The sequence below is a fragment of the Micromonospora sp. NPDC002575 genome (genome assembly GCF_042889525.1).
Classification (GTDB): Bacteria; Actinomycetota; Actinomycetes; order Mycobacteriales; family Micromonosporaceae; genus Micromonospora; species Micromonospora carbonacea.
This window is the reverse complement of the sequence record NZ_JBIARA010000034.1, coordinates 1-24556: the sequence shown is the minus strand read 5'-3', so window position 1 is coordinate 24556 and position 24556 is coordinate 1. Positions and strand designations below refer to the sequence as shown.

Genomic DNA, 24556 nt, shown 5'->3' with positions numbered 1-24556 from the left:
ACGCAGCGCTACTCTTTCGCCCGGCGCCCACCACGTCGTTTCCGGCCCTTTGCTCTGCACCCACGGACGCGGCGGGTGCTCAGCGTGAGCTGACACCGGCAGGTGCGTCCTCCGCGACATCGCATCGTCGCTGCTCAGCCGGGTGCTGCGCCCGTGGGTGCAGAGCAAAGGGGGCGCGGGTTCGTTGGCCGGATCGGCAGGTCGACACGCAGCGTGAGGCCCCGCGCGATCCCACCGGCGCGGGCCGATGCTCACCCACGGTGAGGAGGGGTGGTGGCGGATCGCCGTCCGTCGGCGGCCGGGCGGGAAGGCCCGGCGCTGACCGCGCCACCCTCGACTTTCCCAGATCAACTACTTGCTTTTGTTCGAACGGACGAAAGTTCTGGTCAGATCGGCCGAAGCTCTGGACAGCGGCCGCAGAACACTTCTACTGTGTCGCACACAACACGTCGCGATTTCGTCGATGTGAACGACTCCGAGGCGGAGGTGAGTTGCCGGTGCGAACGGTGGAGCCCCTGCACCTGCGGCTGTTGCGATTGCTCCGCGACGAGGGAGCCGTCTCCCGGGCGGAGCTGGGCGACCGGCTGGAGATGCCGCGTCCCCGGCTGCTCGCCGAGCTGGAGCGGCTGGTGGACCTCGGCTACGTCGCCGAGGCCGGCCTCGCGGCGTCGCGGGGCGGACGCCGGTCGACCCTGGTCGAGCTCAACCCGCAGCTGCGCTTCGCGGCGGTCGATCTCGGGGCGAGTTCGATCGACGTCGAGGTGGTCAACGGCCGGCTGGAGCCGGTCGTCGCGTACGCGGAGCCGGCCGACATCCGCAACGGTCCGAAGGTGACCCTCCAGCGGGTCAACGAGCTGCTGCACAAGTTCCGGGTCGACGGGGCGTACGAGCGGCTGCACGCCGTGGGCATCGGCGTCCCCGGGCCCGTGAGCTTCCGCGACGGCGTGCCGGTCTCGCCGCCGATCATGCCGGGCTGGGACCGGTTCCCGGTCCGCGAGCTGCTGACCCGCGAGCACGGCTGCCCCGCGGTGGTCGACAACGACGTCAACATCATGGCGATCGGCGAGCGGCACGGCGGGGTCGCCCACTCGGTGGACGACTTCCTGTTCGTCAAGATCGGCACCGGCATCGGGTGCGGGATCTACCTCAGCGGCGAGGTCTACCGGGGCACCGACGGCTGCGCCGGGGACATCGGCCACATCCAGGTCGACACGCACGGTCCGGTGTGCTCCTGCGGCAACGCCGGTTGCCTGGAGGCGCTGTTCAGCGGCGCCGCCCTGGCCCGGGACGCGAACGCCGCCGCGCGCAACGGCTCCTCGCCGGCCCTGGCCGAGCGGCTGTCCACCCGGGGCTTCGTCACGGCCGAGGACGTCGCCGAGGGCGCCGTCGAGGGGGACGTGGTCTGCATCCAGCTCATCCGCGACGGCGGCCGGCGGGTCGGCGGCGTGCTGGCCGGCCTGGTCAGCTTCACCAACCCGTCGATGATCGTGATCGGCGGCGGGCTGGCCAAGCTCGGCCACATCCTGCTCGCCGAGATCCGCAGTGTGGTCTACCGCCGGTCGCTGCCGCTGGCCACCGGCAACCTGCCGGTGGTCCTGTCCGAGCTGGGCCCGCGAGCCGGGGTGGCCGGCGCCGCCGTGCTCGCCAGCGATGTGGCCTTCGGGGAGGCGTCATGAGCCAGGACAACAACAACGCGGCCCCGCTGGTCGAGGCCCCCGCCGACACCGTCGCGGGCGAGGTGGTGCTGCGGCTGACCGACGTGGTGAAGACCTTCCCCGGCGTACGGGCGCTGGGCGGGGTGCAGCTCGAGGTGCGGGCCGGCGAGGTGCACTGCCTGCTCGGCCAGAACGGCGCGGGCAAGTCCACCCTGATCAAGGTCCTCGCCGGGGTGCACCGCCCCGACTCGGGCCAGGTGCAGTGGCGGGGCCAGCCGGTCGAGTTCGCCAACCCGCAGGCCGCCATGCGCGCCGGCATCGCCACGATCTACCAGGAGCTCGACCTGGTCGACGACCTGTCGGTCGCCGAGAACGCGTTCCTCGGCCACGAGCCGCGCCGGGGCGGATTCGTCCGCCGCGGCCACATGGCCCGCCGGACCCGGGAGATCCTGGGCCGGCTCGGCCACGGCGAGATCCCGCCGGGGCGGATGGTGCGGGCGCTGCCGGCGGCCGGCAAGCAGATCGTCAGCATGGCCCGGGCGCTCTCCCACGAGGCCCGACTGATCATCATGGACGAGCCGAGCGCGGTGCTGGCCCACGACGAGGTGGGCAACCTGTTCCGGATCATCCGTGAGTTGACCGCGCAGGGCATCGCCGTCATCTACATCTCCCACCGCATGGAGGAGATCCGCGAGATCGGCGACCGGGTGACCGTGCTCAAGGACGGCCGGACCACGGCGGCGAACCTGCCGGCGCGCGACACCCCGACCAGCGAGCTGGTCGCGAAGATGACGGGCCGCACCATCGAGTACGTCTTCCCGGACCGCCCCGCCGACACCGACGCCGGCGCGGAGCTGCTCCAGGTCGACGGGCTGACCCGGGCCGGGGAGTTCGCCGACGTGTCGCTGCGCGTGCGGGCCGGCGAGATCGTCGGCATCGCGGGGCTGGTCGGCTCCGGCCGCTCCGAGCTGATGGAGACCATCTACGGCGCCCGCCGCGCGGACGCCGGCACGGTCCGGATGGGCGGGCGCGCGCTGCGCCCGGGCAGTGTCGGCGCGGCGGTGCGGGCCGGCATGGGAATGGCCCCCGAGGAGCGCAAGAGCCAGGCGCTGCTGCTCGGCGAGCCGATCTTCCGCAACGTCACGCTGGCCACGTTCGGCCGGTTCGCCCGCCTCGGCTTCACCGACGCCGGGCGGGAGCGGGCCGAGGCGGAGGGGGTCGCCGACTCCCTGGAGCTGCGTCCCCGCGACGTGCGCCGGCCGGTGCGCACCCTCTCCGGCGGCAACCAGCAGAAGGTCGTGGTCGGGCGCTGGCTGCTCGGCGGCACGAAGCTGCTGCTGCTCGACGAGCCCACCCGGGGCGTCGACGTGGGCGCCCGGGCGGAGCTGTACCAGGTGATCCGGGGGCTGGCCGCCCAGGGCGTCGGGGTGCTGCTGGTCTCCAGCGAGGTGCCCGAGGTGCTCGGCCTGGCCGATCGGGTGCTGGTGATGCGCGAGGGCCGGATGGTGCGTGAGGCGCCCGCCGGCGAACTGGACGAAGACACGGTGCTCGACCTCGTCATGGCGGGGTCGCTGATGGAAGGCGCACCAGCATGACCGATAGCACACCCACCGCCACACCGGAGCGGCCGGCGCAGCTGCCGGCCCAGTCTCCGCCCGTGGATCCCGCCGCGACGGCGGCGGTCGCCAAGACCCCCGGTCACGGCGCCGCCGCAGCCGGCCGGCTCTCCTTCTGGCGCGGCGACAACGGTGAGGGCGCCCGGCGCAACCTCGGCCTGATCGGCGTCCTCGTCGTGCTGGTCGTGATCGGCATCGCGACCCGCCCAGACCTGTACGGCAACTCGAGCTGGGTGTGGGACAACATCCTCACCATCCTCAAGCTCGCGTCCGTGGTCGGCGTGGTCACCGTCGGCATGACGTTCGTGATCATCGGCGGCGGGATCGACCTGTCGGTCGGCGCGATCGTGGCGCTGGCCGGGGTATGGGCGACCACGCTGGCCACCCAGAGCTACGGCGCGGGCGGCATGATCTTCACGGCGCTCGCCGTCGGTATCGGCGTCGGCCTGGTCAACGGCCTGCTCGTCTCGTACGGGAAGCTGGTGCCGTTCATCGCCACCCTGGCCATGATGGTGGCCGCCCGGGGCCTGGCGGCGGAGATCTCCGACAAGCAGACCCAGGTGTCGAGCAACAGCGTGATCAACGGGATCGCCAGCACCAGCCCGCTCGGCATCCCCCTGCTGGTCTACATCCTCGCCGCCGTGGTGGTCGCCGGCTGGGTGCTGCTCAACCGGACGACGTTCGGCCGGCGCACCGTCGCCGTCGGCGGCAACCCGGAGGCGGCCCGGCTCGCCGGCATCAACGTGCGGCGGCACACCGTGCTGCTCTACGCGCTCTCCGGCCTCTGCTGCGGCATCGCCGCGATCATGCTGACCGCGCAGGCCAACTCCGCCCAGGCGGCGATGGCGAACCTCTACGAGCTGGACGCGATCGCCGCCGCGATCATCGGCGGCACGCTGCTCAGCGGCGGGCGGGGGACGATCGTCGGCTCCCTGCTCGGGGTGATCATCTTCTCCACCATCACCAACCTCTTCGCCATCAACGGCCTCTCCACCGAGGCCCAGAACATGGTCAAGGGCGGGATCATCGTGGCCGCCGTCCTGATCCAGCAGTTCCAGTTCCGCAGCTTCACCCAGTTCCTCGGCCGCAACCGCCCCACCACCACCTGATCCACCCGAGGCACCACACCGCTCAGCACATCCGGCGACCGTCGCACCGACGGTGGCTCGGCGCACCACACCCTTCTTCGCCCACCACCCTCTTCCAGGAGGTCGTCATGACCCAGCACAGTCGGGACCTGTCCCGTCGGCGGCTGCTGTTCGGCGGGGCCGCGCTCGGCGCGGGCGCGCTGCTCACCGCGTGCACCAGCAACGAGGCGGCGCCCACCGCGGCGCAGACCAAGGTGGCCGAGGCCGCCTCCGGCGGCAACAGCGCCCCCGGCAAGCAGGTGACCATCGGCTTCTCCGCCCCGGCCGCCGACCACGGCTGGATCGCCGCCATCACCAACAACGCCAAGGCGCAGGCCGGCGCGTACTCCGACGTGAAGCTCACGTCGGTCGAGGCCGGCGCGGACGCGGCGGCCCAGCGGGCGGCGCTGTCCACCCTGGTCGCCCAGAAGCCGGACGTCATCGTGCTGCTGCCGCACGACGGCAAGGAGCTCAACGCCTTCGGCCTGGAGGCCATGAAGGCCGGCATCCCGGTGGTCAACCTGGACCGGGCCTTCCCGGACGCCCGGGCCTACCGCCTCCAGATCAAGGGCGACAACTACGGCATGGGGGTGGCCGCGGCGACCTTCATCATCGACCAGCTCAAGGCCAAGGGCGTCAGCAACCCGATCATCGGCGAGATCCCCGGCATCGACTCGCTGGAGCTGACCCAGGAGCGCTCGAAGGGCTTCGCGGACACGCTCGCCGCGAGCGGCTTCAAGGTGGCCAACCGGCGTCCGGCGGAGTTCACGGCGGACTCCGGCCAGCAGGCCGCCACCGGCCTGTTCCAGGCGCTGCCGAAGATCGACGCGGTCTGGAACCACGACGACGACCAGGGCATCGGTGTGCTCGCCGCCGTCAACCAGGCCAACCGCAAGGAATTCATCATGGTCGGCGGCGCCGGCTCGAAGAAGGCGATGGAGGACATCCAGGCCGACAACACGGTCCTGAAGGCCACCGTCACCTACAGCCCGTCGATGGCGTCCTCCGCGATCTCGCTCGCCCGGCTCATCGGCCAGGGCAAGGGCATGTCCGACCTGGTGGAGCTCCAGGTGCCCAAGGAGATCGTGCTGGCTTCGGAGACGATCACCAAGGAGAACGCGAGCAACTACCTCAAGCTCGGGTTCTGACACACGGGGGGAGACCCACCTTGTCCACTCACCACAGTCAACTGCGGGTCGGTATGGTCGGCTACGCGTTCATGGGCGCCGCGCACTCACAGGCATGGCGCACCGTGAACCGGGTGTACGACCTGCCGGCGCAGGTGCGGATGGCGCTGGTCTGCGGCCGGGACACCGGAAAGGTGGCCGAGGCCGCCGACCGGCTCGGCTGGGAGGCGCACACCACGGATTGGCGTCGCCTCGTCGAGTCCGACGAGATCGACGTGGTCGACATCTGCACACCGGGGGACAGCCACGCCGAGATCGCGCTGGCCGCGCTGGCCGCCGGCAAGCACGTGCTCTGCGAGAAGCCGTTGGCCAACACGGTCGCCGAGGCCCGCGAGATGGCCGCCGCGGCGGTCGCCGCGCAGGCGGCGGGGGTCCGGTCCATGTGCGGCTTCACCTACCGCCGGGTCCCGGCGGTCACCCTGATGCGTCAGATGGTCGCCGAGGGAAAGCTGGGCACCATCCGCCACGTCCGGGCGGCGTACCTCCAGGACTGGATCGTCGACCCGCAGTTCCCGCTGGTCTGGCGGTTGCAGAGGGACAAGGCGGGCTCCGGCGCGCTGGGTGACATCGGTGCGCACATCATCGACATGACCCAGTACGTCACGGGCCAGCGGATCACCGGGGTCAGCGCGATCACCGAGACGTTCGTCAAGCAGCGTCCGTTGCCGGCGGAGTACAGCGGCCTGGCCGCGCAGGCCGCCGGCAACGGCGCGGCCGGCGGGCAGGGCCCGGACATGGGACCGGTCACCGTGGACGACGCGGCGGTCTTCGTGGCCCGGCTCTCCGACGGCGCACTGGCCACGTACGAGGCGAGCCGGTTCGCCACCGGCCGCAAGAACGCGCTGCGGGTGGAGATCAACGGCTCGCTGGGCACCCTGGTCTTCGACCTGGAACGCCTCAACGAGCTGGAGTTCTACGACGCGACGCGACCCGCCGCCGAGCAGGGCTTCACCCGCATCCTGGTGACCGAGGCCGAGCACCCGTACATGTCGGCGTGGTGGCCGCCGGGCCACATCATCGGCTACGAGCACAGCTTCACCCACCAGGCGCGCGACCTCGTGGAGGCGATCGCCGCCGGCGTCGACCCCGCCCCGTCGTTCGTCGACGGGTTGCAGGTCCAGCTCGTGCTGGACGCGGTGACCCGCTCGGCGGAGCTGGGCTCCACCTGGGCCGACGTGGAGCCGACGTTGGAGGCGGTCGCCGCCTGACCGGACGGCGGTGCGGCCTGCGTGCCGCACCGCCCGACCAGAGGCTTTCCGGACCGGCCGGCGAGGGACCCGCCGCGGTTGCGCCCCGCGGCGGGGACGAGGTCGGCTCCGGAGGGCGTGCGACGGCGGGCATCCGCCCGGCGCGCACGACAGCACGACGGCACCTCCGGCGCGGCCGGACCGGGATTCCCCGGTCGCGCCGGAGGGCCGAGCACCACGCACTGCGGGGGAGACAGGGACGGGACGCCGACCGGCCCTGCCTGCCAGCCTCGTCCGCCGCCCGATCCGGCGAACCTACCCGGCACCGTTGTCGCCGCTTTCGGCGCCGGACGTGGGGGAGTCGGGTCGGGCGGCCGGGCGGGGCGTATAAATCGATGTTGATCTATGCTGGGGCCACTGGCGGAAGGAGCACCATGCGTACGGGTGTCTGGCTGGTGGGGGCGCGCGGCTCGGTCGCGACCACCAGCATCGTCGGGGCGCTCGCCCTGCGGGCCGGGCTCACCGGCCCGACCGGCTGCGTCACCGAGCTGTCCGAGCTGCGGGGCCCCGCGTGGCCCTCGTTCGCCGACCTCGTGTTCGGCGGTCACGACGTGGCGGCCACGCCGCTGGCCAAGCGGGCCGAGGCCCTGGCCGACGCCGGGGTGGTCCCGGCCCGGCTGGTCGCCGCCCTCGGCGAGGAACTGTCCGCCGTCGACGACGACGTGCGCCCCGCCCCGGTCGGCGGGACCCAGGCCGACCGGGCCGCCGCCGTCGTCGCCGACCTCACCGCGTTCCGCGAGCGGCACCGGCTGGACCGGGTGGTGGTGGTCAACGTCTCGGCGACCGAGCCGGCCGCCCGCCCGCACCCCGCGCACGCCGACCCGGACGCCCTGGCCGCCGCGCTCGCCACCGGCGAGGAGGTGCTGCCGCCCAGCTCGCTGTACGCGTACGCGGCGTTCGCCGCCGGCTGCCCCTACGTGGACTTCACCCCGTCGACCGGGGCCCGGCTGCCGGCCCTCGCGGCGCTGGCCGCCCGGCACGCCGTGCCGTACGCGGGGCACGACGGCAAGACCGGGGAGACCCTGCTCAAGTCGGTGCTCGCCCCGATGTTCGCGATGCGGCACCTCGCGGTGCGCTCCTGGTCCGGCACGAACCTGCTCGGCGGCGGCGACGGCGCGACCCTGGCCCAGCCGGACGCCAACGCCGCCAAGGTCGCCAGCAAGCAGCGCGTCCTCGGCGAGATCCTCGGGTACGTCCCGCAGGGCGACACCCGCATCGACTACGTCGAGGAGCTGGGCGACTTCAAGACCGCCTGGGATCTGATCACCTTCGCCGGCTTCCTCGGCACCGGCATGCGGCTGGAGTTCACCTGGCACGGCTGCGACTCCGCGCTGGCCGCCCCGCTCGTGCTCGACCTGGCCCGGATCGCCGCCGCCGCGCACGCCGCCGGCCGGCACGGGCCCCTGACCGACCTCGCGTTCTTCTTCAAGGACCCGCTCGGCCCGGCCGACCCGGGCGTCGTCGGCTCCACCGGCTCCGCGCCCGACGCCGATCGCGCCCCCAGCCACGCGCTGGCCGAGCAGTGGGCCCGGCTGGCCGCGTTCGCCGCCGACCTGCACGCCCTGGCCGGCACACCGCCGGCCGGCGGTGCCGCGTGAGCACCCTCGCCGACCTGGCCGAGCTGGTCCGCGCCCCGGCCGGGCTCTCCGTGCCGGGCGACGTCCTGGCCGGCGCGGCGGCGGCCGGCGCGCTCGGGCGGCGTACGCCCGGCCTGGCCGCCGCGTCGGTGCTGCTGTACTGGGCCGGGATGGCCGCCAACGACTGGGCCGACCGGCGGCTCGACGCGGTCGAGCGCCCGGAACGGCCCATCCCCAGCGGCCGGGTCAGCCCGCCCGCCGCGCTCGGCCTCGCCGCCGGCCTGACCGCCGCCGGGGTGGCCCTGGCCGCCGCGGCGGGCGGCCGGCGCGCCGCCGCCGTCGCCGTCCCCCTGGCCACCGCCGTCTGGGCGTACGACCTGGCGGCCAAGAACACCGCCGCCGGCCCCGTCGTGATGGCGGCCTGCCGGGGGCTGGACGTGCTGCTCGGCGCGACCGGCGGCCGGCTGTCCCGGGCCGTGCCGGCGGCGGCCACCGTCGCCGCGCACACCTGGACGGTCACCGCCCTGTCCCGCCGGGAGGTCGGCGGGACCGACCGGGCCCTGCCCGGCGCGACCCTCGCCGGCACCGCCCTCGTGGCCGCCGCCGCCGTGGGTCCCCGGCCCGCCGCCGCACCGGCGGTCCTCGCCGCCGGCTACCTCGCCCGCTACGGCGGCGCGCAGGCCCGGGTGCTCGCCGACGGTTCGGCCGGCCGGGTCCGGGCCGCCGTCGGCGCGGGCATCACCGGGCTGCCCGCGTTGCAGGGCGCGCTGACCGCCCGGGCCGGCGCGGGGCTGCTCGGCCTGGCGGTCGCCGCCGCCGCGCCGCTGGGCCGGCTGCTGGCCCGGAAGGTGTCCCCGACATGACCGCCGACCCGCCGGCCGACCGTCGCGCCCCCCTTTCGGCCGGGCCCGCCGGGCTGCGGTTCGGCTACGGGACGAACGGCTTCGCCAACCACCGGCTCGACGACGCGCTCGCCGTCATCGCCGACCTCGGCTACCGGGGCGTGGCGCTCACCCTCGACCACGACCACCTCGACCCGTTCGCCCCCGACCTGGCCCGCCGCACGGCCGCCGTGGCCCGCCGGCTCGACGCGCTCGGGCTCGCCGTGGTGGTCGAGACGGGGGCCCGGTTCCTGCTCGACCCGTGGCACAAGCACGCGCCGACCCTGCTGCACGACGACCCGGCCCGCCGCGTCGAGTTCCTCCGCCGGGCCGTCGCGGTCGGCGCCGATCTGGGCGCCGAGGCGGTCTCCTTCTGGGCCGGGGTGCGCCCCGCCGACGTCGCGCCGGCCGTCGCCTGGGACCGGCTCGTGGCCGGCTGCGCCACCGTCTGCGCGGCGGCCGACGTGGCCGGGGTGCGGCTCGGCTTCGAGCCGGAGCCGGGGATGCTCGTCGAGGACATCGCCGGCTGGCGGCGGCTGCGCGAGGCCCTGGGCCGCCCGGCGGCGTTCGGCCTTACCCTCGACATCGGACACTGCCGCTGCCTGGAGCCGGTCGACGTGCCCGACTGCGTCCGGTCCGTCGGCGCGCACCTGGTCAACGTGCAGATCGACGACATGCGCCGGGGCGTGCACGAGCACCTGGAGTTCGGCACCGGCGAGATCGACTTCCCGCCGGTGCTCGCCGCGCTCGCCGAGGTCGGCTATGCCGGGCTGGTCGCCGTGGAGCTGCCCCGGCACTCGCACGCCGCCCCGCAGGTGGCCGCCCGGTCCCTCGACTTCCTGCGTGCCGCCGCCGAGCGTGCCGCCGCCGGGCCCGGCACACCGTCCGACCACCCCGGCGGCGGCTGAGCACCGTCCGCACCAGCTCGGAAGGGAGACCGGGATGACACCCGAACGACTACGCGCCGCCCTGCGGGGCGTACCGGACCCGGAGTGGCTGGACGCGGCGATCGAGCGCGTCGCGGCCGAGCCGGCGACGGTCGCGCGGTTCTTCGCCGCCGCCGCGCGCCGCTGCGGCCGGGGCCCGCTGCCCGACGCCCCCGGCTGGACGGCCGACGAGGCGGCCCGGGCGCTGCTGCTGGCGGCGCTGCCCGCCGACCACGCCGGCCACGCCGGCGACGTGTACCGGCACGGCGACGCCGCCGAGAAGCGGGCCGTGCTGCGGGCCCTGCCGCTGCTGCCGATCGGCGCGGAGTGCGAGCCGCTGCTGCACGACGCGATCCGCACCAACGACACCCGGCTGATCGCCGCCGCCCTCGGCCCGTACTCCCGGCACCTCGACGCGGACGCCTGGCGGCAGGCCGTGCTCAAGTGCGTCTTCACCGGCGTGCCGCTGGCCGTGGTGCACGACCTCGACGCCCGCGCCGACGCCGGGCTGGCCGCCATGCTGGGCGGGTTCGCCGCCGAGCGGCGCGCCGCCGGCCGGGAGGTGCCGGCCGACGCCGCCGCCCTGCTCGACCGGCTCACCGCCACCACGAGCCCCGCCACGAACACCACCGCGAGCCCCGCCACGAACACCACCGCGAGCCCCGCCGCGAACACCGCCGGGAGCCCCGCCGCGAGCTCGGTCGCGAGCTCGGTCGCGAGCCCGGTCGCGGACCCCGCCGTACCGTCCGACGCCCGGAAGGCGTGACCATGCGCATCTTCGACCCGCACATCCACATGACCTCGCGCACCACCGACGACTACGAGCGGATGGCCGCCGCCGGGGTCCGGGCGGTGGTCGAGCCGGCGTTCTGGCTGGGCCAGCCGCGCACCAGCCCGGACAGCTTCGCCGACTACTTCGACTCGATCATCGGGTGGGAGCCGTTCCGGGCCTCACAGTTCGGCGTCCGGCACCACGCCACCATCGCGCTGAACCCGAAGGAGGCCAACGACCCCCGCTGCCGGCCGGTGCTCGACCTGCTGCCCCGCTACCTGGAGAAGGACGGCGTGGTGGCGGTCGGCGAGATCGGGTACGACTCGATGACGCCCGCCGAGGACGAGGCGTTCGCCGCCCAGCTCGCCCTGGCCGTCGACCACGACCTGCCGGCGATGGTGCACACTCCGCACCGGGACAAGGCCCGGGGCGTCGAGCGCAGCCTCGCCGTGGTCGCCGAGTCCGGCATCGAGCCGGGCCGGGTGGTGCTCGACCACCTCAACGAGGTGACCGCCGGCCTGGTCCGCGACAGCGGCTGCTGGCTGGGCTTCTCCATCTACCCCGACACCAAGATGTCGCCGCCACGGATGGTGGAGCTGCTGCGGCTGTACGGCACCGAGCGGATGCTGGTCAACTCGGCCGCCGACTGGGGCCGGTCCGACCCGCTGCTGACCCGGGCCACCGGCGAGGCGATGCTGCTGGCCGGGTTCACCGCCGACGACGTCGACCGGGTGCTGTGGCGCAACCCGGTCGAGTTCTACGCCCAGTCCGGCCGGCTCGACCTGACCGGCGTCGACGACGCCGACGCGCCGGCCGGGCAGCCGGCGGCGGGCGGCGCGGCCCCGGCCGGCGGCACGTTCGCCGGCAACTCGATCCTGCGCGGCGGCAGCTGATGCGGCTGCGTCACGGCGGCGGCGAGACCGTCCACCTCGGCTACTGCACCAACGTGCACCCCGCCGAGGACCTCGCCGGCATCCTCGCCCAACTGGACACCTACGCCGTGCCGGTGCGCCGCGCCCTCGACTCCGACCGCCTCGGGCTGGGGCTGTGGCTGGCCGCCCCGGTGGCCGCCGCGCTCGCCGCCGACGAGGGCCTGCGCGGCCGGCTGCGCGCCGAGCTGACCGCGCGCGGGCTGGAGGTGGTGACGCTCAACGGCTTCCCGTACGCGGCGTTCCAGGCCCCGGTGGTCAAGCACGCCGTCTACCACCCGGACTGGACGACGCCCGAGCGGCTCGCGTACACCCTGGATTTGGCCCGGGTGCTGGCCGACCTGCTGCCCGACGACGCGGCCCGGGGCTCGGTGTCCACCCTGCCGCTGGCCTGGCGCGTCCCGTGGGACGCCGACCGGGCCGACGCGGCGCGGCGGCGGCTCGACGCGCTGGCCGCCGGGCTGGCCGGGATCGAGCGCGACACCGGCCGCGTCGTAAGGGTCGGCTTCGAGCCGGAGCCGGGCTGCGTGGTGGAGTCCACCGGCCAGGCCGCCGCCCTGCTCGCCGGCGCCGACCCGGCGCGGCTCGGCGTCTGCCTGGACCTGGCCCACCTGGCCTGCGCCTGGGAGGAGCCGGCCGCCGCCCTGGGCCGGCTCGCCGCCGCCGGGCTGCCGGTGGTGAAGGTGCAGGTGTCCGCCGCGATCGAGGCCCCGGCCGCGGCGGTGGAGGCGCTGCGCCCGTGGGTGGAGCCGCGCTTTCTGCACCAGACCCGCGCGGCCGGCTGCGGCCACGCCGCCGACCCGGCCGACCCGGCGTTCGCCGCCGACGACCTCGACGCGGCCCTGGCCGCCCGGCTGCCCGGCGCGTGGCGGGTGCACTACCACGTGCCGCTGCACGCCCCGCCGGAGCCGCCGCTGACCGCGACCGTGCCGGTGCTGCGCGCCGCGCTGGCCGCGCTGTTCGCCGGCCCGGTCGCCGGCTGCGACCACCTCGACGTCGAGACGTACACCTGGGGGGTGCTGCCGGAGGCGCGGCGGCCCCGCGACGCGGCCGAGCTGGCCGCCGGGATCGCCGCCGAACTGGCGTTCGCCCGCGACGAGCTGGTCGCCGTGGGCCTGACCACACAAGGGACGGGGGTGCTGCGGTGAGCAAGCGACTGGTGGTGCTGGACGTGGTGGGCCTGACGCCGCGGCTGCTGGCCCACATGCCCCGGCTGCGGTCGGTGGCCGACGGCGGCTTCACCGCCGGACTGGGCACGGTGCTGCCGGCGGTCACCTGCTCGGTGCAGTCCACGTTCCTCACCGGCGAGCCGCCGGCCGGGCACGGCGTCGTCGGCAACGGCTGGTACTTCCGGGAGCTCGGCGAGGTGCTGCTCTGGCGGCAGCACAACGCCCTGGTCGGCGGCGAGAAGCTGTGGCAGGCCGCCCGGAAGGTCGAGCCGGGCTACACGGTGGCCAACGTCTGCTGGTGGTACGCCATGGGCGCGGACGTGGACTGGACGGTCACCCCCCGCCCGGTCTACTACGCCGACGGCCGCAAGGAGCCGGACTGCTACACCGACCCGCCCGAGCTGCACGACGCGCTGACCGCGAAGCTGGGCACGTTCCCGCTGTTCACGTACTGGGGGCCGGGGGCCGGGCTGCCGTCGTCGGCGTGGATCTGCCGGGCGGCCGAGCAGATCCTGGCCGACCACGCCCCTGACCTGACCCTGGTCTACGTCCCGCACCTCGACTACGACCTGCAACGGTTCGGGCCGTCCTCGCCGCAGGCCGCCGCCGCGGCGGCGGAGCTGGACAAGGTGCTCGGGCCGCTGATCGACGCCGCCCGCGCCAAGGGCGCCACGGTGGTGGCCCTGTCCGAGTACGGCATCACCGACGTCGCCCGCCCGGTGGACGTCAACCGGCTGCTGCGCGCCGAGGGGCTGCTGCGGGTACACACCCAGGACGGCATGGAGTACCTGGACCCGTGGACGTCCCGGGCGTTCGCCGTCGCCGACCACCAGATCGCCCACGTGTACGTCCGCGACCCGGCCGACGTGCCGGCGGTGGCGAAGCTCTGCGCGGGGCTGCCCGGGGTGGCCGAGGTGCTCGACGCCGACGGGCAGGCCGCGTACGGCCTGGCCCACCCGCGTAGCGGCGAGCTGGTGCTGGTGGCCGAGCCGGACTCCTGGTTCACGTACTACTACTGGCTCGACGACGCCCGCGCCCCCGACTTCGCGCGGCTCGTGGAGATCCACCGCAAGCCGGGGTACGACCCCGCCGAGTTGTTCTTCGACCCGGCCGCCCCGGGCGCGGCGAAGCGCCGGGCCGCGACCGCCCTGGCCCGCAAGAAGTTGGGTATGCGGTACCTGATGAGCGTGGTGGGGCTGGACGCCGGCGCGCGGGCGGTACGCGGGTCGCACGGCCGGCTGCCGGCCGACCCGGCCGACGGCCCGGTCCTGCTCTGCTCCGACCCCGGCCCGGCCCGCGACGCGGTGGCGGCGACCGAGGTGAAGGCGCTGCTGCTGGAGCTGGCCGGGCTGACCCACCACGGGTGAACCTGCCTCGCCACCGAACAGGGAGAAACAACATGACGGTGACGGCCGCGCCCAGCGACGCGAGCGGCCTGCGCACCCGGGTCGACACGGAGCTGGCCGCCTTCCTCGACCGGCAGGCCCCCGACTGGCCCGACGGCGCGCCCCGGGGCATCTTCGCCGCCCTGCACCGGTTCGTCCTGGCCGGCGGGAAGCGGCTGCGCCCGCAGTTCTGCTACTGGGGCTGGCGGGCCGCCGGTGGGGAGGACGACGGCGGGGACGGCACCCCGATCCTGGTCGCCTCGGCGGCGCTGGAGCTGTTCCACGCCTTCGCGCTGATCCACGACGACATACTCGACCACAGCGACCGGCGTCGGGGCGCGCCGTCGGTGCACCGGATCTTCGCCGACCTGCACGCCCGCTCCGCGTGGCGGGGCGACCCGGAGGCGTACGGGCGCAACACCGCCCTGCTCTGCGGCGACCTCTGCGCCGCCTGGGCGGACCAGATGTTCCACGAGTGCGGGCTGGGCCGCGACGAGGTGCTGCGCGGGTACGCGGTGTTCGCGCTGATGCGCACCGAGGTGATCGCGGGGGAGTACCTGGACCTGGTCTCCGGGGTGGGCGACGGCTCGGTGGCCAGCGCGCTCACCGTGATCCGGCTCAAGGCCGCCCGGTACACGGTGACCCGGCCGTTGCAGATCGGCGCGGCCCTGGCCGGCGGCCCGCCGGAGCTGGGCGCGGCGCTGGCCGAGTTCGGCGACCCGCTCGGCGACGCCTTCCAGCTGCGCGACGACGTGCTGGGCGTCTTCGGCGACCCGCAGGTCACCGGCAAGTCCGTCCTGGACGACCTGCGGGAGGGCAAGCCGACGGTGATGATGGCGCTGGCCCGGCAGGCGGCGGACCGGGCGCAGAGCGCCCGGCTGCGGGAGCTGTTCGGCAACGCCGACCTGGACGACGACGGCGCCGCCGAGCTGCGGGCCATCATCGAGGCCACGGGCGCCCGGGACGAGATCGAGCGGATGATCCGGATGCGGGCCAAGGCCGGCCTGCGGGCCCTGGCCGACGCGCCGGTCGCCCCCGCCGCCCGGGAGGCGCTCGCCGGGCTGGCCGCCCGGACCATCACCCGGACGGTCTGACGCCCTCCGCCGGGCCGGCGGTGCTCGGCGGTCCTCCTGCGGGCCGGCGGCCAGCCGAACATTTTCGAAACATCCTCGACACATCCGCGCAGATCGATTAATGTGAATGTGCTGCGAACCGGTTCGACGAGGTGTTTCCAGTGGGCGCGGTGCCCTCGTCGTGAGCTGCCGGCCGCCATCTCCGTCCCCCGCGTGCCGACGGTCTCGTCCCTGCCGACGAGCGCAGCCCGCCGAGGAACGTCCACCGGCGTGCCGAAGGGACGTCCGTCGCGGTATCCGGCGCGACGACGCGCCCCACCACCACCGGCCAGAGAGGGCACCCCCGCATGTACCGAAGAATTCGTGACCACCGCCGCGCCGCCGGCCACCACGGCCCGGCCCGGCGCTGGCAGGCGGCGGGCGCCGCCCTGCTCACGGTGGTCGCCGCGGCCACCGCCGTCACCGCCTCGGCGACGCCGGCCGCCGCGCACACCATCAACGCCAGCGACTTCCAGCAGGTCGAGCTGGCCCGCGGCGTCTCCGAGATGGGCGAGCCGATGTCGCTGGCCGTGCTGCCGGACCGGTCGGTGCTGCACACCGCCCGCAACGGCACGGTGCGGCGCACCGACGCCGCCGGCACCACCCGCGTCATCGGCACGATCCCCGTCTACACCCACGACGAGGACGGGCTGCAGAGCCTCGGGGTCGACCCGAACTTCGCCACCAACCGCCACATCTTCCTCTTCTACGCGCCGCCGCTGTCCACCCCCGGCGGCGACGCGCCCGCCACCGGCACCAACTGGTCCGCCTGGCAGGGCGTCAACCGGCTGTCCCGCTTCACCCTGAACTCCGACTTCACCATCAACATGTCCAGCAAGGTCGACATCCTCGACGTCGGCACCGACCGGGGCATCTGCTGCCACGTCGGCAGCGACATGGACTTCGACGCCGCCGGCAACCTCTACCTGTCCACCGGCGACGACTCCAACCCGTTCGACTCCGCCGGCTACTCGCCGCTGGACGAGCGCACCAACCGCAACCCCGCGTACGACGCGCAGCGCAGCGCCGGCAACACCAACGACCTGCGCGGCAAGCTCCTGCGGATCAAGGTGAACCCCGACGGCACGTACTCGATCCCGGCCGGCAACCTCTTCGCCCCCGGCACCGCGAAGACCCGCCCCGAGATCTACGCGATGGGCTTCCGCAACCCGTTCCGGATCAGCGTCGACAAGGCCACCGGCATCGTCTACGTCGGCGACTACGGGCCGGACGCCGGCAGCACCAACTCCAACCGGGGGCCCGCCGGCCAGGTCGAGTTCAACCGGGTCACCGGCCCCGGCAACTACGGCTGGCCGTACTGCACCGGCACCAACACCACCGCCGAGACGTACAACGAGTGGGACTTCGCCACCAACTCCACCGGCCCCAAGTTCAACTGCGCCGGCGGGCCCACCAACAACTCGTTCCGCAACACCGGCCTGAGCACGCTCCCGCCGGCCAAGCCGTCCTGGATCAAGTACGGCGGCGACTCCGGCAGCCCGCCCGCGTTCGGCAGCGGCTCCGAGTCGCCGGCGGCCGGCCCGGTCTACCGGTTCGACGCCAACAACCCCTCGGCGACGAAGTTCCCGCAGTCCTTCGACGGGCAGTTCTTCGCCACCGAGTTCGGCCGGGGCTGGATCAAGCCGATCCACCTCAACACCGACGGGTCGCCTGGCACCATCGACAGCTTCCCGTGGGTCGGCAAGCAGGTGATGGACTCCGCGTTCGGCCCCGACGGGGCGTACTACGTGCTCGACTACGGCACCGGCTACTACAACGGCGACGCCAACTCGGCGCTGTACCGCTTCGACTACGTCGGCGTCGGCAACCGGGCGCCAGTCGCCCGCGCCAGCGCCGACCGGACCTCCGGGCCGGCCCCGCTGACCGTGAGCTTCTCCTCCGCCGGGTCCGCCGACCCGGAGGGCGGGGCGCTGACCTACTCGTGGGCGTTCGGCGACGGCACCACCTCCACGGCGGCCAACCCGACGAAGACGTACACCACGGACGGGTCGTACACCGCGACGCTCACCGTGCGCGACCCGCAGGGCGCGACCGGCTCCAGCAGCGTCACGGTCAACGTCGGCAACACCGCCCCGACGGTCGCCATCACCGGGCCGGCCAACGGCAGCCTGTTCTCCTTCGGTGACACCGTGCCGTTCAGCATCACCGTCACCGATCCCGAGGACGGCAACATCGACTGCGCCAAGGTCAAGATGACCTACGTGCTCGGCCACGACCAGCACGGCCACCAGATCGCCTCGCAGAACGGCTGCTCCGGCAGCATCACCATCCCCGTCGACGGCGAGCACGACGACGCGGCGAACATCTTCGCCGTCTTCGACGCCGAGTACACCGACGCCGGCGGCCTCACCACGCACACCCAGCACATCCTGCAGCCCCGGCACCGGCAGGCCGAGCACTTCAAGACCTCGTCCGGCATCAGCACCTACGACAAGACCACCGCCGAGGGCGGCAAGACCGTGGGCGACATCCAGAACGGGGAGTGGATCGCCTTCGAGCCGTACCGGATCGCCAACGTCACCTCGTTCACCGCCCGGGTCTCCTCGGCCGGCGCGGGCGGCACGCTCCAGGTCCGCACCGGCTCGCCGACCGGCACCGTGCTCGGCTCGGTGACCGTCCCGGTGACCGGGTCGTGGGAGACCTTCACCACCGTCACCGGGGCGATCACCAACCCGCCGACCGGCACCACCACCCTCTACCTCACCTTTGCCGGTGGCTCCGGGACGCTGTACGACGTCGACGCGTTCACCCTGAACACCGGCACCGTGCCGCCGCCGACCGGCACCGGGCGGATCGTCGGGTTGGCCGGCAAGTGCCTGGACGTGCGCAACGGCTCGTCGGCCGACGGCACGCAGGTGCAGCTGTTCACCTGCAACGGGGCCGCCGGCCAGCAGTGGACGGTGGGCAGCGACGCCACCATCCGGTCGCTGGGCAAGTGCCTGGACGTCAACGGCGGCGCCTCGGCCGACGGGACGAAGGTGCAGCTCTGGTCCTGCAACGGCGGCAACGCCCAGCGGTGGGCGGCGCAGTCCGACGGCTCGCTGCGCAACACCCCGTCGGGCAAGTGTCTGGACGTCTCCGGCAACAACTCGGCCGACGGCACGGTCGTGCACCTGTGGACCTGCAACGGCGGGGCCAACCAGAAGTGGACCCTGCCCTAGGCACCTCTGCGGTCTCCCTGCGGTCCCCCGCCCCGGGCGGGGGACCGCACCGCCACCACACCCAGGAGAACGACATGCGAAGACTCCTCCGTCCCCTCCTCGGCGCGGCCACCGCCGCGCTGGCCGTGCTCGCCTGCACCACCCCGGCCACCCCGGCGTCGGCCGCCGACGCCCCGTACGACGTGCTGGTCTTCTCCAGGACCGCCGGGTTCCGGCACGACTCCATCGCCGTGGGCACCCAGGCCATCCGCGAGCTCGGCGCGGCCAACAGCTTCACCGTCACCGCCACCGAGGACGCCGCCCAGTTCACCACCGCCAACCTGGCCCGCTTCGAGGCGGTCATCTTCCTCAACACCACCGGCGACGTGCTCAACGACAGCCAGCAGGCGGCGTTCGAGTCGTACATCGGGGCCGGCGGCGGCTACGTCGGCGTGCACGCCGCCGCCGACACCGAATACAACTGGCCGTTCTACGGCAACCTCGTCGGCGCGTGGTTCGCCTCCCACCCGGCCATCCAGCAGGCCCGGGTGAAGGTGGAGGACCGGGCGCACGCCGCCACCGCGCACCTCGGCCCGACCTGGACGCGCACCGACGAGTGGTACGACTACCGCACCAACGCCCGCTCCACCGCGCACGTGCTGGCCAGCCTCGACGAGTCGTCGTACTCCGGCGGGGCGATGGGCGGCGACCACCCGCACGCCTGGTGCAAGACCTACAGCGGCGGCCGGTCCTTCTACACCGGCGGCGGCCACACCCAGTCGTCGTACTCCGAGGCGGCGTTCCGCGCCCACCTGCTCGGCGGCATCCGGTACGCGGCCGGCCGCACGAAGGCCGACTGCCGGCCCGAGACCGGCTACACCGCCCTCTACAACGGCTCCACGACCGGGTGGAGCCAGGCCGGGCCGGGCGGGTTCACCAACACCGACGCCACCCTCAGCTCCTCCGGCGGCCTCGGCCTGTACTGGTACAGCGCGAAGCAGTTCACCAACTACTCGCTCAAGCTGGACTGGCGGATCCCCGGGGACGACAACTCCGGCGTCTTCGTCGGCTTCCCCGCCTCCAGCGACCCGAACTCGGCGATGACCAACGGGTACGAGGTGCAGATCGACGCCACCGACTCCGACGACCGCACCACCGGCTCGATCTACGGGGTCAAGTCCGCCGACCTGGCCGCCCGTGACGCCGCGCTCAACCCGCCGGGGGAGTGGAACACCTACGAGCTGCTGGTCGAGGGGGAGCGGCTCCAGGTCCTGCTCAACGGCGTGAAGATCAACGACTTCACCAACACGGACCCGGCCCGCTCGCTCGCCGGCTACGTCGGCATCCAGAACCACGGCACCGGCGACGACGTGTCGTTCCGCAACATCCGGATCAAGGAGCTGGGCGGCACCAACCCGCCGACGACCCGCACCGGCCGGATCGTCGGGCTGGCCGGCAAGTGCCTGGACGTGCGCAACGGCTCCTCGGCCGACGGCGCCCAGGTCCAGCTGTTCACCTGCAACGGCGCGGCCGGCCAGCAGTGGACGGTGGGCACGGACAGCACCATCCGGTCGCTGGGCAAGTGCCTGGACGTCAATGGCGGCTCCTCGGCCGACGGGGCGAAGGTGCAGCTCTGGTCGTGCAACGGCGGCGGCGCCCAGCGGTGGGCGGCGCAGTCCGACGGGAGCCTGCGCAACACCCAGTCGGGCAAGTGCCTGGACGTCTCCGGCAACAGCTCCGCCGACGGCGCGGTCGTGCACCAGTGGTCCTGCCACGGCGGGGCCAACCAGAAGTGGACCCTGCCCTAGCCGGATGCAAGGAAGGGCCCCTTGTTAACGCATTCTGTTGCACAGGGGGCCCTTCCTAACCGCCGCAGGCGGTCATAGAGTGAGCAGCGGCGACCGTACGCGGTTGCCGGTGACCCGGCGGGAGGCGCAACCCGCTGGGCCCAGGCGCTGCTCCGCGCCCACCGGCACCCCACCCCGGCCGCCGCGCACCAGCCCGGCCCGTCCGGTCACCCTCGCCCCGGTCACGCACACGGAATCCCCATTACCACCACAGGGGAGTAGTACTCATGGCGCGACCCATCACGCTCTTCACCGGCCAGTGGGCCGATCTTCCGTTCGACGAGGTCTGCCGGCTCGCCTCCGAGTGGGGCTACGACGGGCTGGAGATCGCCTGCTGGGGCGACCACTTCGAGGTCGACAAGGCCCTCGCCGACGACTCGTACGTCGAACGGAAGCTCGCGACGCTGGCCAAGCACAACCTGAAGGTCTTCACGATCTCCAACCACCTGGTCGGCCAGGCCGTCTGCGACCACCCGATCGACGAGCGGCACCAGGGGATCCTGCCCGCCCGGATCTGGGGCGACGGCGAGCCCGAGGGGGTCCGCCAGCGGGCCGCCGAGGAGATCAAGGACACCGCGCGGGCGGCGGCGAAGCTGGGCGTGGACACCGTCGTCGGGTTCACCGGCTCGTCGATCTGGCACACCCTGGCGATGTTCCCGCCGGTGCCGCCGGAGATGATCGAGCGCGGCTACCAGGACTTCGCCGACCGGTGGAACCCGATCCTCGACGTCTTCGACGAGGTGGGGGTGCGCTTCGCCCACGAGGTCCACCCCAGCGAGATCGCCTACGACTACTACACCACCAAGCGGACCCTGGAGGCGATCGACCACCGGCCCGCGTTCGGGCTGAACTGGGACCCGTCGCACTTCGTGTGGCAGGAGCTGGACCCGGTGAACTTCATCTTCGACTTCGCCGACCGGATCTACCACGTCGACTGCAAGGACGCGAAGGTGCGCACCGGCGACGGGCGGCGCGGCCGGCTGGCGTCCCACCTGCCCTGGGCCGACCTGCGCCGGGGCTGGGACTTCGTCTCCACCGGCCACGGCGACGTGCCGTGGGAGGACAGCTTCCGGGCGCTCAACGCCATCGGCTACTCCGGTCCCATCTCCATCGAGTGGGAGGACGCCGGGATGGACCGCCTCGTCGGGGCGCCCGAGGCGCTCCAGTTCGTTCGGCGGCTCGCCTTCGACGCCCCGTCGGCGGCCTTCGACGCGGCGTTCAGCAGCAACAAGGACTGAGGCTCAGCAGCAACAAGGACTGATGTTCAGCAGCAGCAAGGACTGAGCCGCCCGCGCCGGCCGGACCCGCCCGGGTCCGGCCGGCCGCGCCGGTCACGCCGGGGCCGGGGGCCGCCTCGCCCGCCGGGCGGGGCCGTCGCCCACCCCGCCCGGGCGGAGCCGCCGGTCACGACACGGCGTAGACGTCGTCGCTGGCCAGGCGGGCCGCGCCCACCACCCCGGCGGTGCCGTCCAGGTCGGACAGCACGATCGGCAGGTTGCCGGTGGCCAGCGGCGGCGATCGCCGGTAGACCACCGACCGGATCTCGGCGAGCATGGTCGGCCCGAGGCCCACGGCCGTCCCGCCGATGATCACGATGCCCGGGTTGACGAAGTTGACCAGCCCGACCAGGACGCGGCCGAGCCGCCGGGCCGCGTCGCGGACCAGCGCCTGCGCGGCGGCGTCGCCGGCCACCGTCGCCCGACCGACGTCCGCCACGGTGAGCGCGCCGGCCTCGGCCAACCGGGCGGCGAGCGCCGGCGACCGCCCGGCGTCGACCGCGGCGAGCGCCTCCCGGACCAGGGCCTCGTCCGAGCAGTACGCCTCCAGGCAGCCCGTCTCGCCGCAGGCGCAGGTCGGGCCGTCGTCGCCCTGCCGCAGGTGCGCGATGCCGCCCGCGCCGCTGGTGGCGCCCCGGTGCAGCGCGCCGCCGAGCACCAGGCCGCAGCCGATGGCGGTGCCCAGCTTGACGTAGAGGAAGTCGTCGAAGGCGCGGCCGGTGCCGGCGTGCTGCTCGCCCAGCGCCATCACGTTGGCGTCGTTGTCGACCAGCACCGGGCAGCCAAGCTGGGCGGCGAGCGCGTCGCGGACGCCGTACCCGTGCCAGCCGGGCAGGGCCGGCGGGGAGAACGGGGCGCCCTCGCGGAACGCGACCGGGGCGGGCAGGGCCACCCCCATTCCGGTCAGCCGGCCCAGGCCGAGATTCGCGCGGACCTTGCCGATCAGTTCGAGCGTACGGGCGATGGTCGGTTCCGGGCCGAGGCGGACGTCGACGGGCTCGCGACGCCGGGCCAGGACGGTCAGCTCGCCGTCGGTGACCGCGACGTCGATCTCCCGGGGGCCGATCGTGACCCCGGCGAAGCGGACCCCGCCGGCGATACGCAGCAGCGACGAGCGGCGACCGCCGCGGGACGCGGCCGGGCCGGCGGTCTGCACTAGGCCCAGGGCGACGAGGCGGTCGACCTCCGCGACGAGCCGCGCCCGGGTCAGACCCGCGGCGTCGCCGAGCTCGACCCGGGAGCGCGGGCCGTCGTCGCGGAGCAACCGCAGCAGCCGGGCCTGGTCGGCGTTCTCCGGGCCGTCGTACGTCATGTCGTGACCACCTCCGTCCGGAATCCTCCCCCGTCGTCCCCCCGGCAGCGCCCGTCGAGGTCGACAACGAGTGCCAGGTCACCCCGGACGCGGGGCGGGGCCGCGCCCGGTCGTCCCGGACGCGGCCCCCTCGGGTCGGCTCGGCTCAGCCGCGCAGGCCCGACATGTGCTTGTAGCTGATCTCGGCGTACTGGAGCGACCGGCCCGGGTCGGCGGTGCCGCCGGGCGCATTGTCCTGCTCCCACATCGGGTTGTGGTAGCCCTTCGCGCCCATGTTGGCGAAGAAGCCCCCGTAGTCGATGTCGCCCTGGCCGAGCGGCGCGAACTCGTACCCGTTGGTGACGTTGGGGTTGCGCTTGCCGTCCTTGGCGTGGAACAGCGGGAAGCGCATGGTCCGGGCCTGGACGGTGGCCAGCGGGTCGAAGATGTCCGTGCGGGCGACGCCGTCCGGGTCGGTGTAGGTGTGCCAGCGGTGCTGGGCCACGTGCGCCCAGTAGATGTCCATCTCGAAGAAGACCCACTCGGGGTTGGTCTGCGCGAAGAAGTACTCCAGCTTCCGGATGCCGGAGGACCGGGTCGGCCGGCCCAGGTCGTCCAGCGGGCCGCTGTCGAGCAGGAAGTTGTACGCCGCGTCGTGGTTGTGGGTGTACAGCTTCAGACCGCGCGAGGCGGCCATCTCGCCGAGGATGTTCCACCGCTCGGCGGCGGCGTCCCAGTCGGCCTTGTAGTTGCTGTTGGTCGGGTCGGAGCCGGTGCCGATGTGGCTCATGCCGAGCGTCGCGGCGATGTCGAGCTGCGCCTCGAACGCGGCGAGCGTGGTCGGGGTGAGCGTGCTCGGGACCGAGGCGTGCGCGCCGTTGGCCCGCAGCCCGTTGTCGTCGAGGATCTTGCGGATCTCGGCGGGGGTGATCTGCCGGCCCAGGATGGAGGTGCTCTGGGTGTAACCGGCGAACTCGATCTCCTTGTAGCCGATCTTGGCGAGCCGGGCGAGCACGCGCTCGAAGCCGTACGGGACGCCTGTGGCGTCGGGGGCGGCGCTGATCCGGTCCCGGACGGAGTAGAGGATGATGCCGCGCTTGCCGGGCGGGACGAGGACGCCGTTGGCGGCGCTGGCCGACGAGCCGAATCCGGTCGCCCCGCCGATGGCCGCCGCGCCGGCCGCGCCGGCGACGGCGCCGAGCATCCGGCGGCGGCTCATTCCGTGCTGGTTGTCGCTCATGTCTGTCTTGCCTTTCTGAGGTGTGGTGATGGTGGCGCCGGGGCGGGGTGGGGGGGGGGCGGCGGGCCCCCCCCCCCCGGGGGGGGGGGGGGGGGCCCCCCCCCCCCCCCCGTTTAAACACACCCAGTTGGGGTTGGTCCACACCCGGCCGGCCCCC

18 protein-coding genes are annotated in these 24556 nt (G+C 73.9%); 16 read left to right on the top strand and 2 right to left on the bottom strand.

Going from position 1 to position 24556, the window contains the following annotated elements:
- Nucleotides 1-497: 497 nt before the first annotated feature.
- From ACFYWL_RS30100 to ACFYWL_RS30025, 16 genes are all read left to right on the top strand, one after another.
- Nucleotides 498-1676 (top strand): ROK family protein, encoded by a 1179-nt coding sequence (locus ACFYWL_RS30100; RefSeq protein WP_386979836.1) that lies wholly within the window; start codon nucleotides 498-500, stop codon nucleotides 1674-1676.
- A complete protein-coding gene (locus tag ACFYWL_RS30095; RefSeq protein ID WP_386979833.1) occupies nucleotides 1673-3250 on the top strand; it encodes a sugar ABC transporter ATP-binding protein in 1578 nt (525 codons plus the stop codon). Before ACFYWL_RS30100 ends, ACFYWL_RS30095 begins: the two co-directional genes overlap by 4 nt.
- Nucleotides 3247-4380 (top strand): ABC transporter permease, encoded by a 1134-nt coding sequence (locus ACFYWL_RS30090; RefSeq protein WP_386979830.1) that lies wholly within the window; start codon nucleotides 3247-3249, stop codon nucleotides 4378-4380. Before ACFYWL_RS30095 ends, ACFYWL_RS30090 begins: the two co-directional genes overlap by 4 nt.
- Nucleotides 4381-4487: 107 nt before the next feature.
- Complete coding sequence (locus ACFYWL_RS30085) at nucleotides 4488-5546, top strand: substrate-binding domain-containing protein (protein ID WP_386979827.1); 1059 nt, start codon at nucleotides 4488-4490, stop codon at nucleotides 5544-5546.
- A gap of 53 nt (nucleotides 5547-5599) precedes the next feature.
- The gene (locus ACFYWL_RS30080) at nucleotides 5600-6793 is read left to right on the top strand and encodes a Gfo/Idh/MocA family protein (RefSeq protein WP_386979869.1); all 1194 of its coding nucleotides are present in this window, start codon (nucleotides 5600-5602) and stop codon (nucleotides 6791-6793) included.
- Nucleotides 6794-7206: 413 nt separating this feature from the next.
- The gene (locus tag ACFYWL_RS30075; protein ID WP_386979823.1) at nucleotides 7207-8430 is read left to right on the top strand and encodes an inositol-3-phosphate synthase; all 1224 of its coding nucleotides are present in this window, start codon (nucleotides 7207-7209) and stop codon (nucleotides 8428-8430) included.
- Nucleotides 8427-9272: an SCO3242 family prenyltransferase gene (locus ACFYWL_RS30070; RefSeq protein ID WP_386979820.1), complete on the top strand. Its 846-nt coding sequence runs from the start codon at nucleotides 8427-8429 to the stop codon at nucleotides 9270-9272. The genes ACFYWL_RS30075 and ACFYWL_RS30070 overlap by 4 nt, the downstream gene beginning before the upstream one ends.
- Complete coding sequence (locus tag ACFYWL_RS30065; RefSeq protein ID WP_386979818.1) at nucleotides 9269-10198, top strand: sugar phosphate isomerase/epimerase family protein; 930 nt, start codon at nucleotides 9269-9271, stop codon at nucleotides 10196-10198. Before ACFYWL_RS30070 ends, ACFYWL_RS30065 begins: the two co-directional genes overlap by 4 nt.
- A 34-nt stretch (nucleotides 10199-10232) precedes the next feature.
- Entirely contained in the window at nucleotides 10233-10982 is a 750-nt protein-coding gene (locus ACFYWL_RS30060) for an EboA domain-containing protein (protein WP_386979815.1), read from the top strand.
- Between the two features lie 2 nt (nucleotides 10983-10984).
- Complete coding sequence (locus ACFYWL_RS30055; RefSeq protein WP_386979812.1) at nucleotides 10985-11881, top strand: TatD family hydrolase; 897 nt, start codon at nucleotides 10985-10987, stop codon at nucleotides 11879-11881.
- A complete protein-coding gene (gene eboE / locus ACFYWL_RS30050; protein ID WP_386979809.1) occupies nucleotides 11881-13065 on the top strand; it encodes a metabolite traffic protein EboE in 1185 nt (394 codons plus the stop codon). Before ACFYWL_RS30055 ends, eboE begins: the two co-directional genes overlap by 1 nt.
- Entirely contained in the window at nucleotides 13062-14453 is a 1392-nt protein-coding gene (locus tag ACFYWL_RS30045) for an alkaline phosphatase family protein (protein WP_386979807.1), read from the top strand. Before eboE ends, ACFYWL_RS30045 begins: the two co-directional genes overlap by 4 nt.
- Before the next feature lie 32 nt (nucleotides 14454-14485).
- Entirely contained in the window at nucleotides 14486-15565 is a 1080-nt protein-coding gene (locus ACFYWL_RS30040) for a polyprenyl synthetase family protein (protein WP_386979804.1), read from the top strand.
- Nucleotides 15566-15891: 326 nt separating this feature from the next.
- Nucleotides 15892-18765 (top strand): carbohydrate-binding protein, encoded by a 2874-nt coding sequence (locus ACFYWL_RS30035; protein WP_386979801.1) that lies wholly within the window; start codon nucleotides 15892-15894, stop codon nucleotides 18763-18765.
- Nucleotides 18766-18839: 74 nt separating this feature from the next.
- The gene (locus tag ACFYWL_RS30030) at nucleotides 18840-20552 is read left to right on the top strand and encodes a ThuA domain-containing protein (RefSeq protein ID WP_386979798.1); all 1713 of its coding nucleotides are present in this window, start codon (nucleotides 18840-18842) and stop codon (nucleotides 20550-20552) included.
- A 266-nt stretch (nucleotides 20553-20818) separates the two neighbouring features.
- Complete coding sequence (locus ACFYWL_RS30025) at nucleotides 20819-21829, top strand: sugar phosphate isomerase/epimerase family protein (RefSeq protein ID WP_386979795.1); 1011 nt, start codon at nucleotides 20819-20821, stop codon at nucleotides 21827-21829.
- 166 nt (nucleotides 21830-21995) lie between these two features.
- Here ACFYWL_RS30025 and ACFYWL_RS30020 read toward each other — a convergent pair whose 3' ends face one another.
- Both ACFYWL_RS30020 and ACFYWL_RS30015 read right to left on the bottom strand, forming a co-directional pair.
- Complete coding sequence (locus tag ACFYWL_RS30020) at nucleotides 21996-23180, bottom strand: ROK family protein (RefSeq protein ID WP_386979793.1); 1185 nt, start codon at nucleotides 23178-23180, stop codon at nucleotides 21996-21998.
- A gap of 145 nt (nucleotides 23181-23325) precedes the next feature.
- Nucleotides 23326-24399, bottom strand: coding sequence for a sugar phosphate isomerase/epimerase family protein (locus ACFYWL_RS30015; RefSeq protein WP_386979791.1), 1074 nt, complete (start codon nucleotides 24397-24399; stop codon nucleotides 23326-23328).
- Nucleotides 24400-24556 lie beyond the last annotated feature (157 nt).

Coding starts and splice junctions, on each gene's coding strand:
- ACFYWL_RS30035 (WP_386979801.1), top strand. CDS start 15,892: ATGTACCGAAGAATTCGTGACCACCGCCGCGCCGCCGGCCACCACGGC.
- ACFYWL_RS30030 (WP_386979798.1), top strand. CDS start 18,840: ATGCGAAGACTCCTCCGTCCCCTCCTCGGCGCGGCCACCGCCGCGCTG.
- ACFYWL_RS30085 (WP_386979827.1), top strand. CDS start 4,488: ATGACCCAGCACAGTCGGGACCTGTCCCGTCGGCGGCTGCTGTTCGGC.
- eboE (WP_386979809.1), top strand. CDS start 11,881: ATGCGGCTGCGTCACGGCGGCGGCGAGACCGTCCACCTCGGCTACTGC.
- ACFYWL_RS30075 (WP_386979823.1), top strand. CDS start 7,207: ATGCGTACGGGTGTCTGGCTGGTGGGGGCGCGCGGCTCGGTCGCGACC.
- ACFYWL_RS30060 (WP_386979815.1), top strand. CDS start 10,233: ATGACACCCGAACGACTACGCGCCGCCCTGCGGGGCGTACCGGACCCG.
- ACFYWL_RS30025 (WP_386979795.1), top strand. CDS start 20,819: ATGGCGCGACCCATCACGCTCTTCACCGGCCAGTGGGCCGATCTTCCG.
- ACFYWL_RS30095 (WP_386979833.1), top strand. CDS start 1,673: ATGAGCCAGGACAACAACAACGCGGCCCCGCTGGTCGAGGCCCCCGCC.
- ACFYWL_RS30090 (WP_386979830.1), top strand. CDS start 3,247: ATGACCGATAGCACACCCACCGCCACACCGGAGCGGCCGGCGCAGCTG.
- ACFYWL_RS30020 (WP_386979793.1), bottom strand. CDS start 23,180: ATGACGTACGACGGCCCGGAGAACGCCGACCAGGCCCGGCTGCTGCGG.
- ACFYWL_RS30015 (WP_386979791.1), bottom strand. CDS start 24,399: ATGAGCGACAACCAGCACGGAATGAGCCGCCGCCGGATGCTCGGCGCC.
- ACFYWL_RS30040 (WP_386979804.1), top strand. CDS start 14,486: ATGACGGTGACGGCCGCGCCCAGCGACGCGAGCGGCCTGCGCACCCGG.
- ACFYWL_RS30055 (WP_386979812.1), top strand. CDS start 10,985: ATGCGCATCTTCGACCCGCACATCCACATGACCTCGCGCACCACCGAC.
- ACFYWL_RS30080 (WP_386979869.1), top strand. CDS start 5,600: ATGGTCGGCTACGCGTTCATGGGCGCCGCGCACTCACAGGCATGGCGC.
- ACFYWL_RS30065 (WP_386979818.1), top strand. CDS start 9,269: ATGACCGCCGACCCGCCGGCCGACCGTCGCGCCCCCCTTTCGGCCGGG.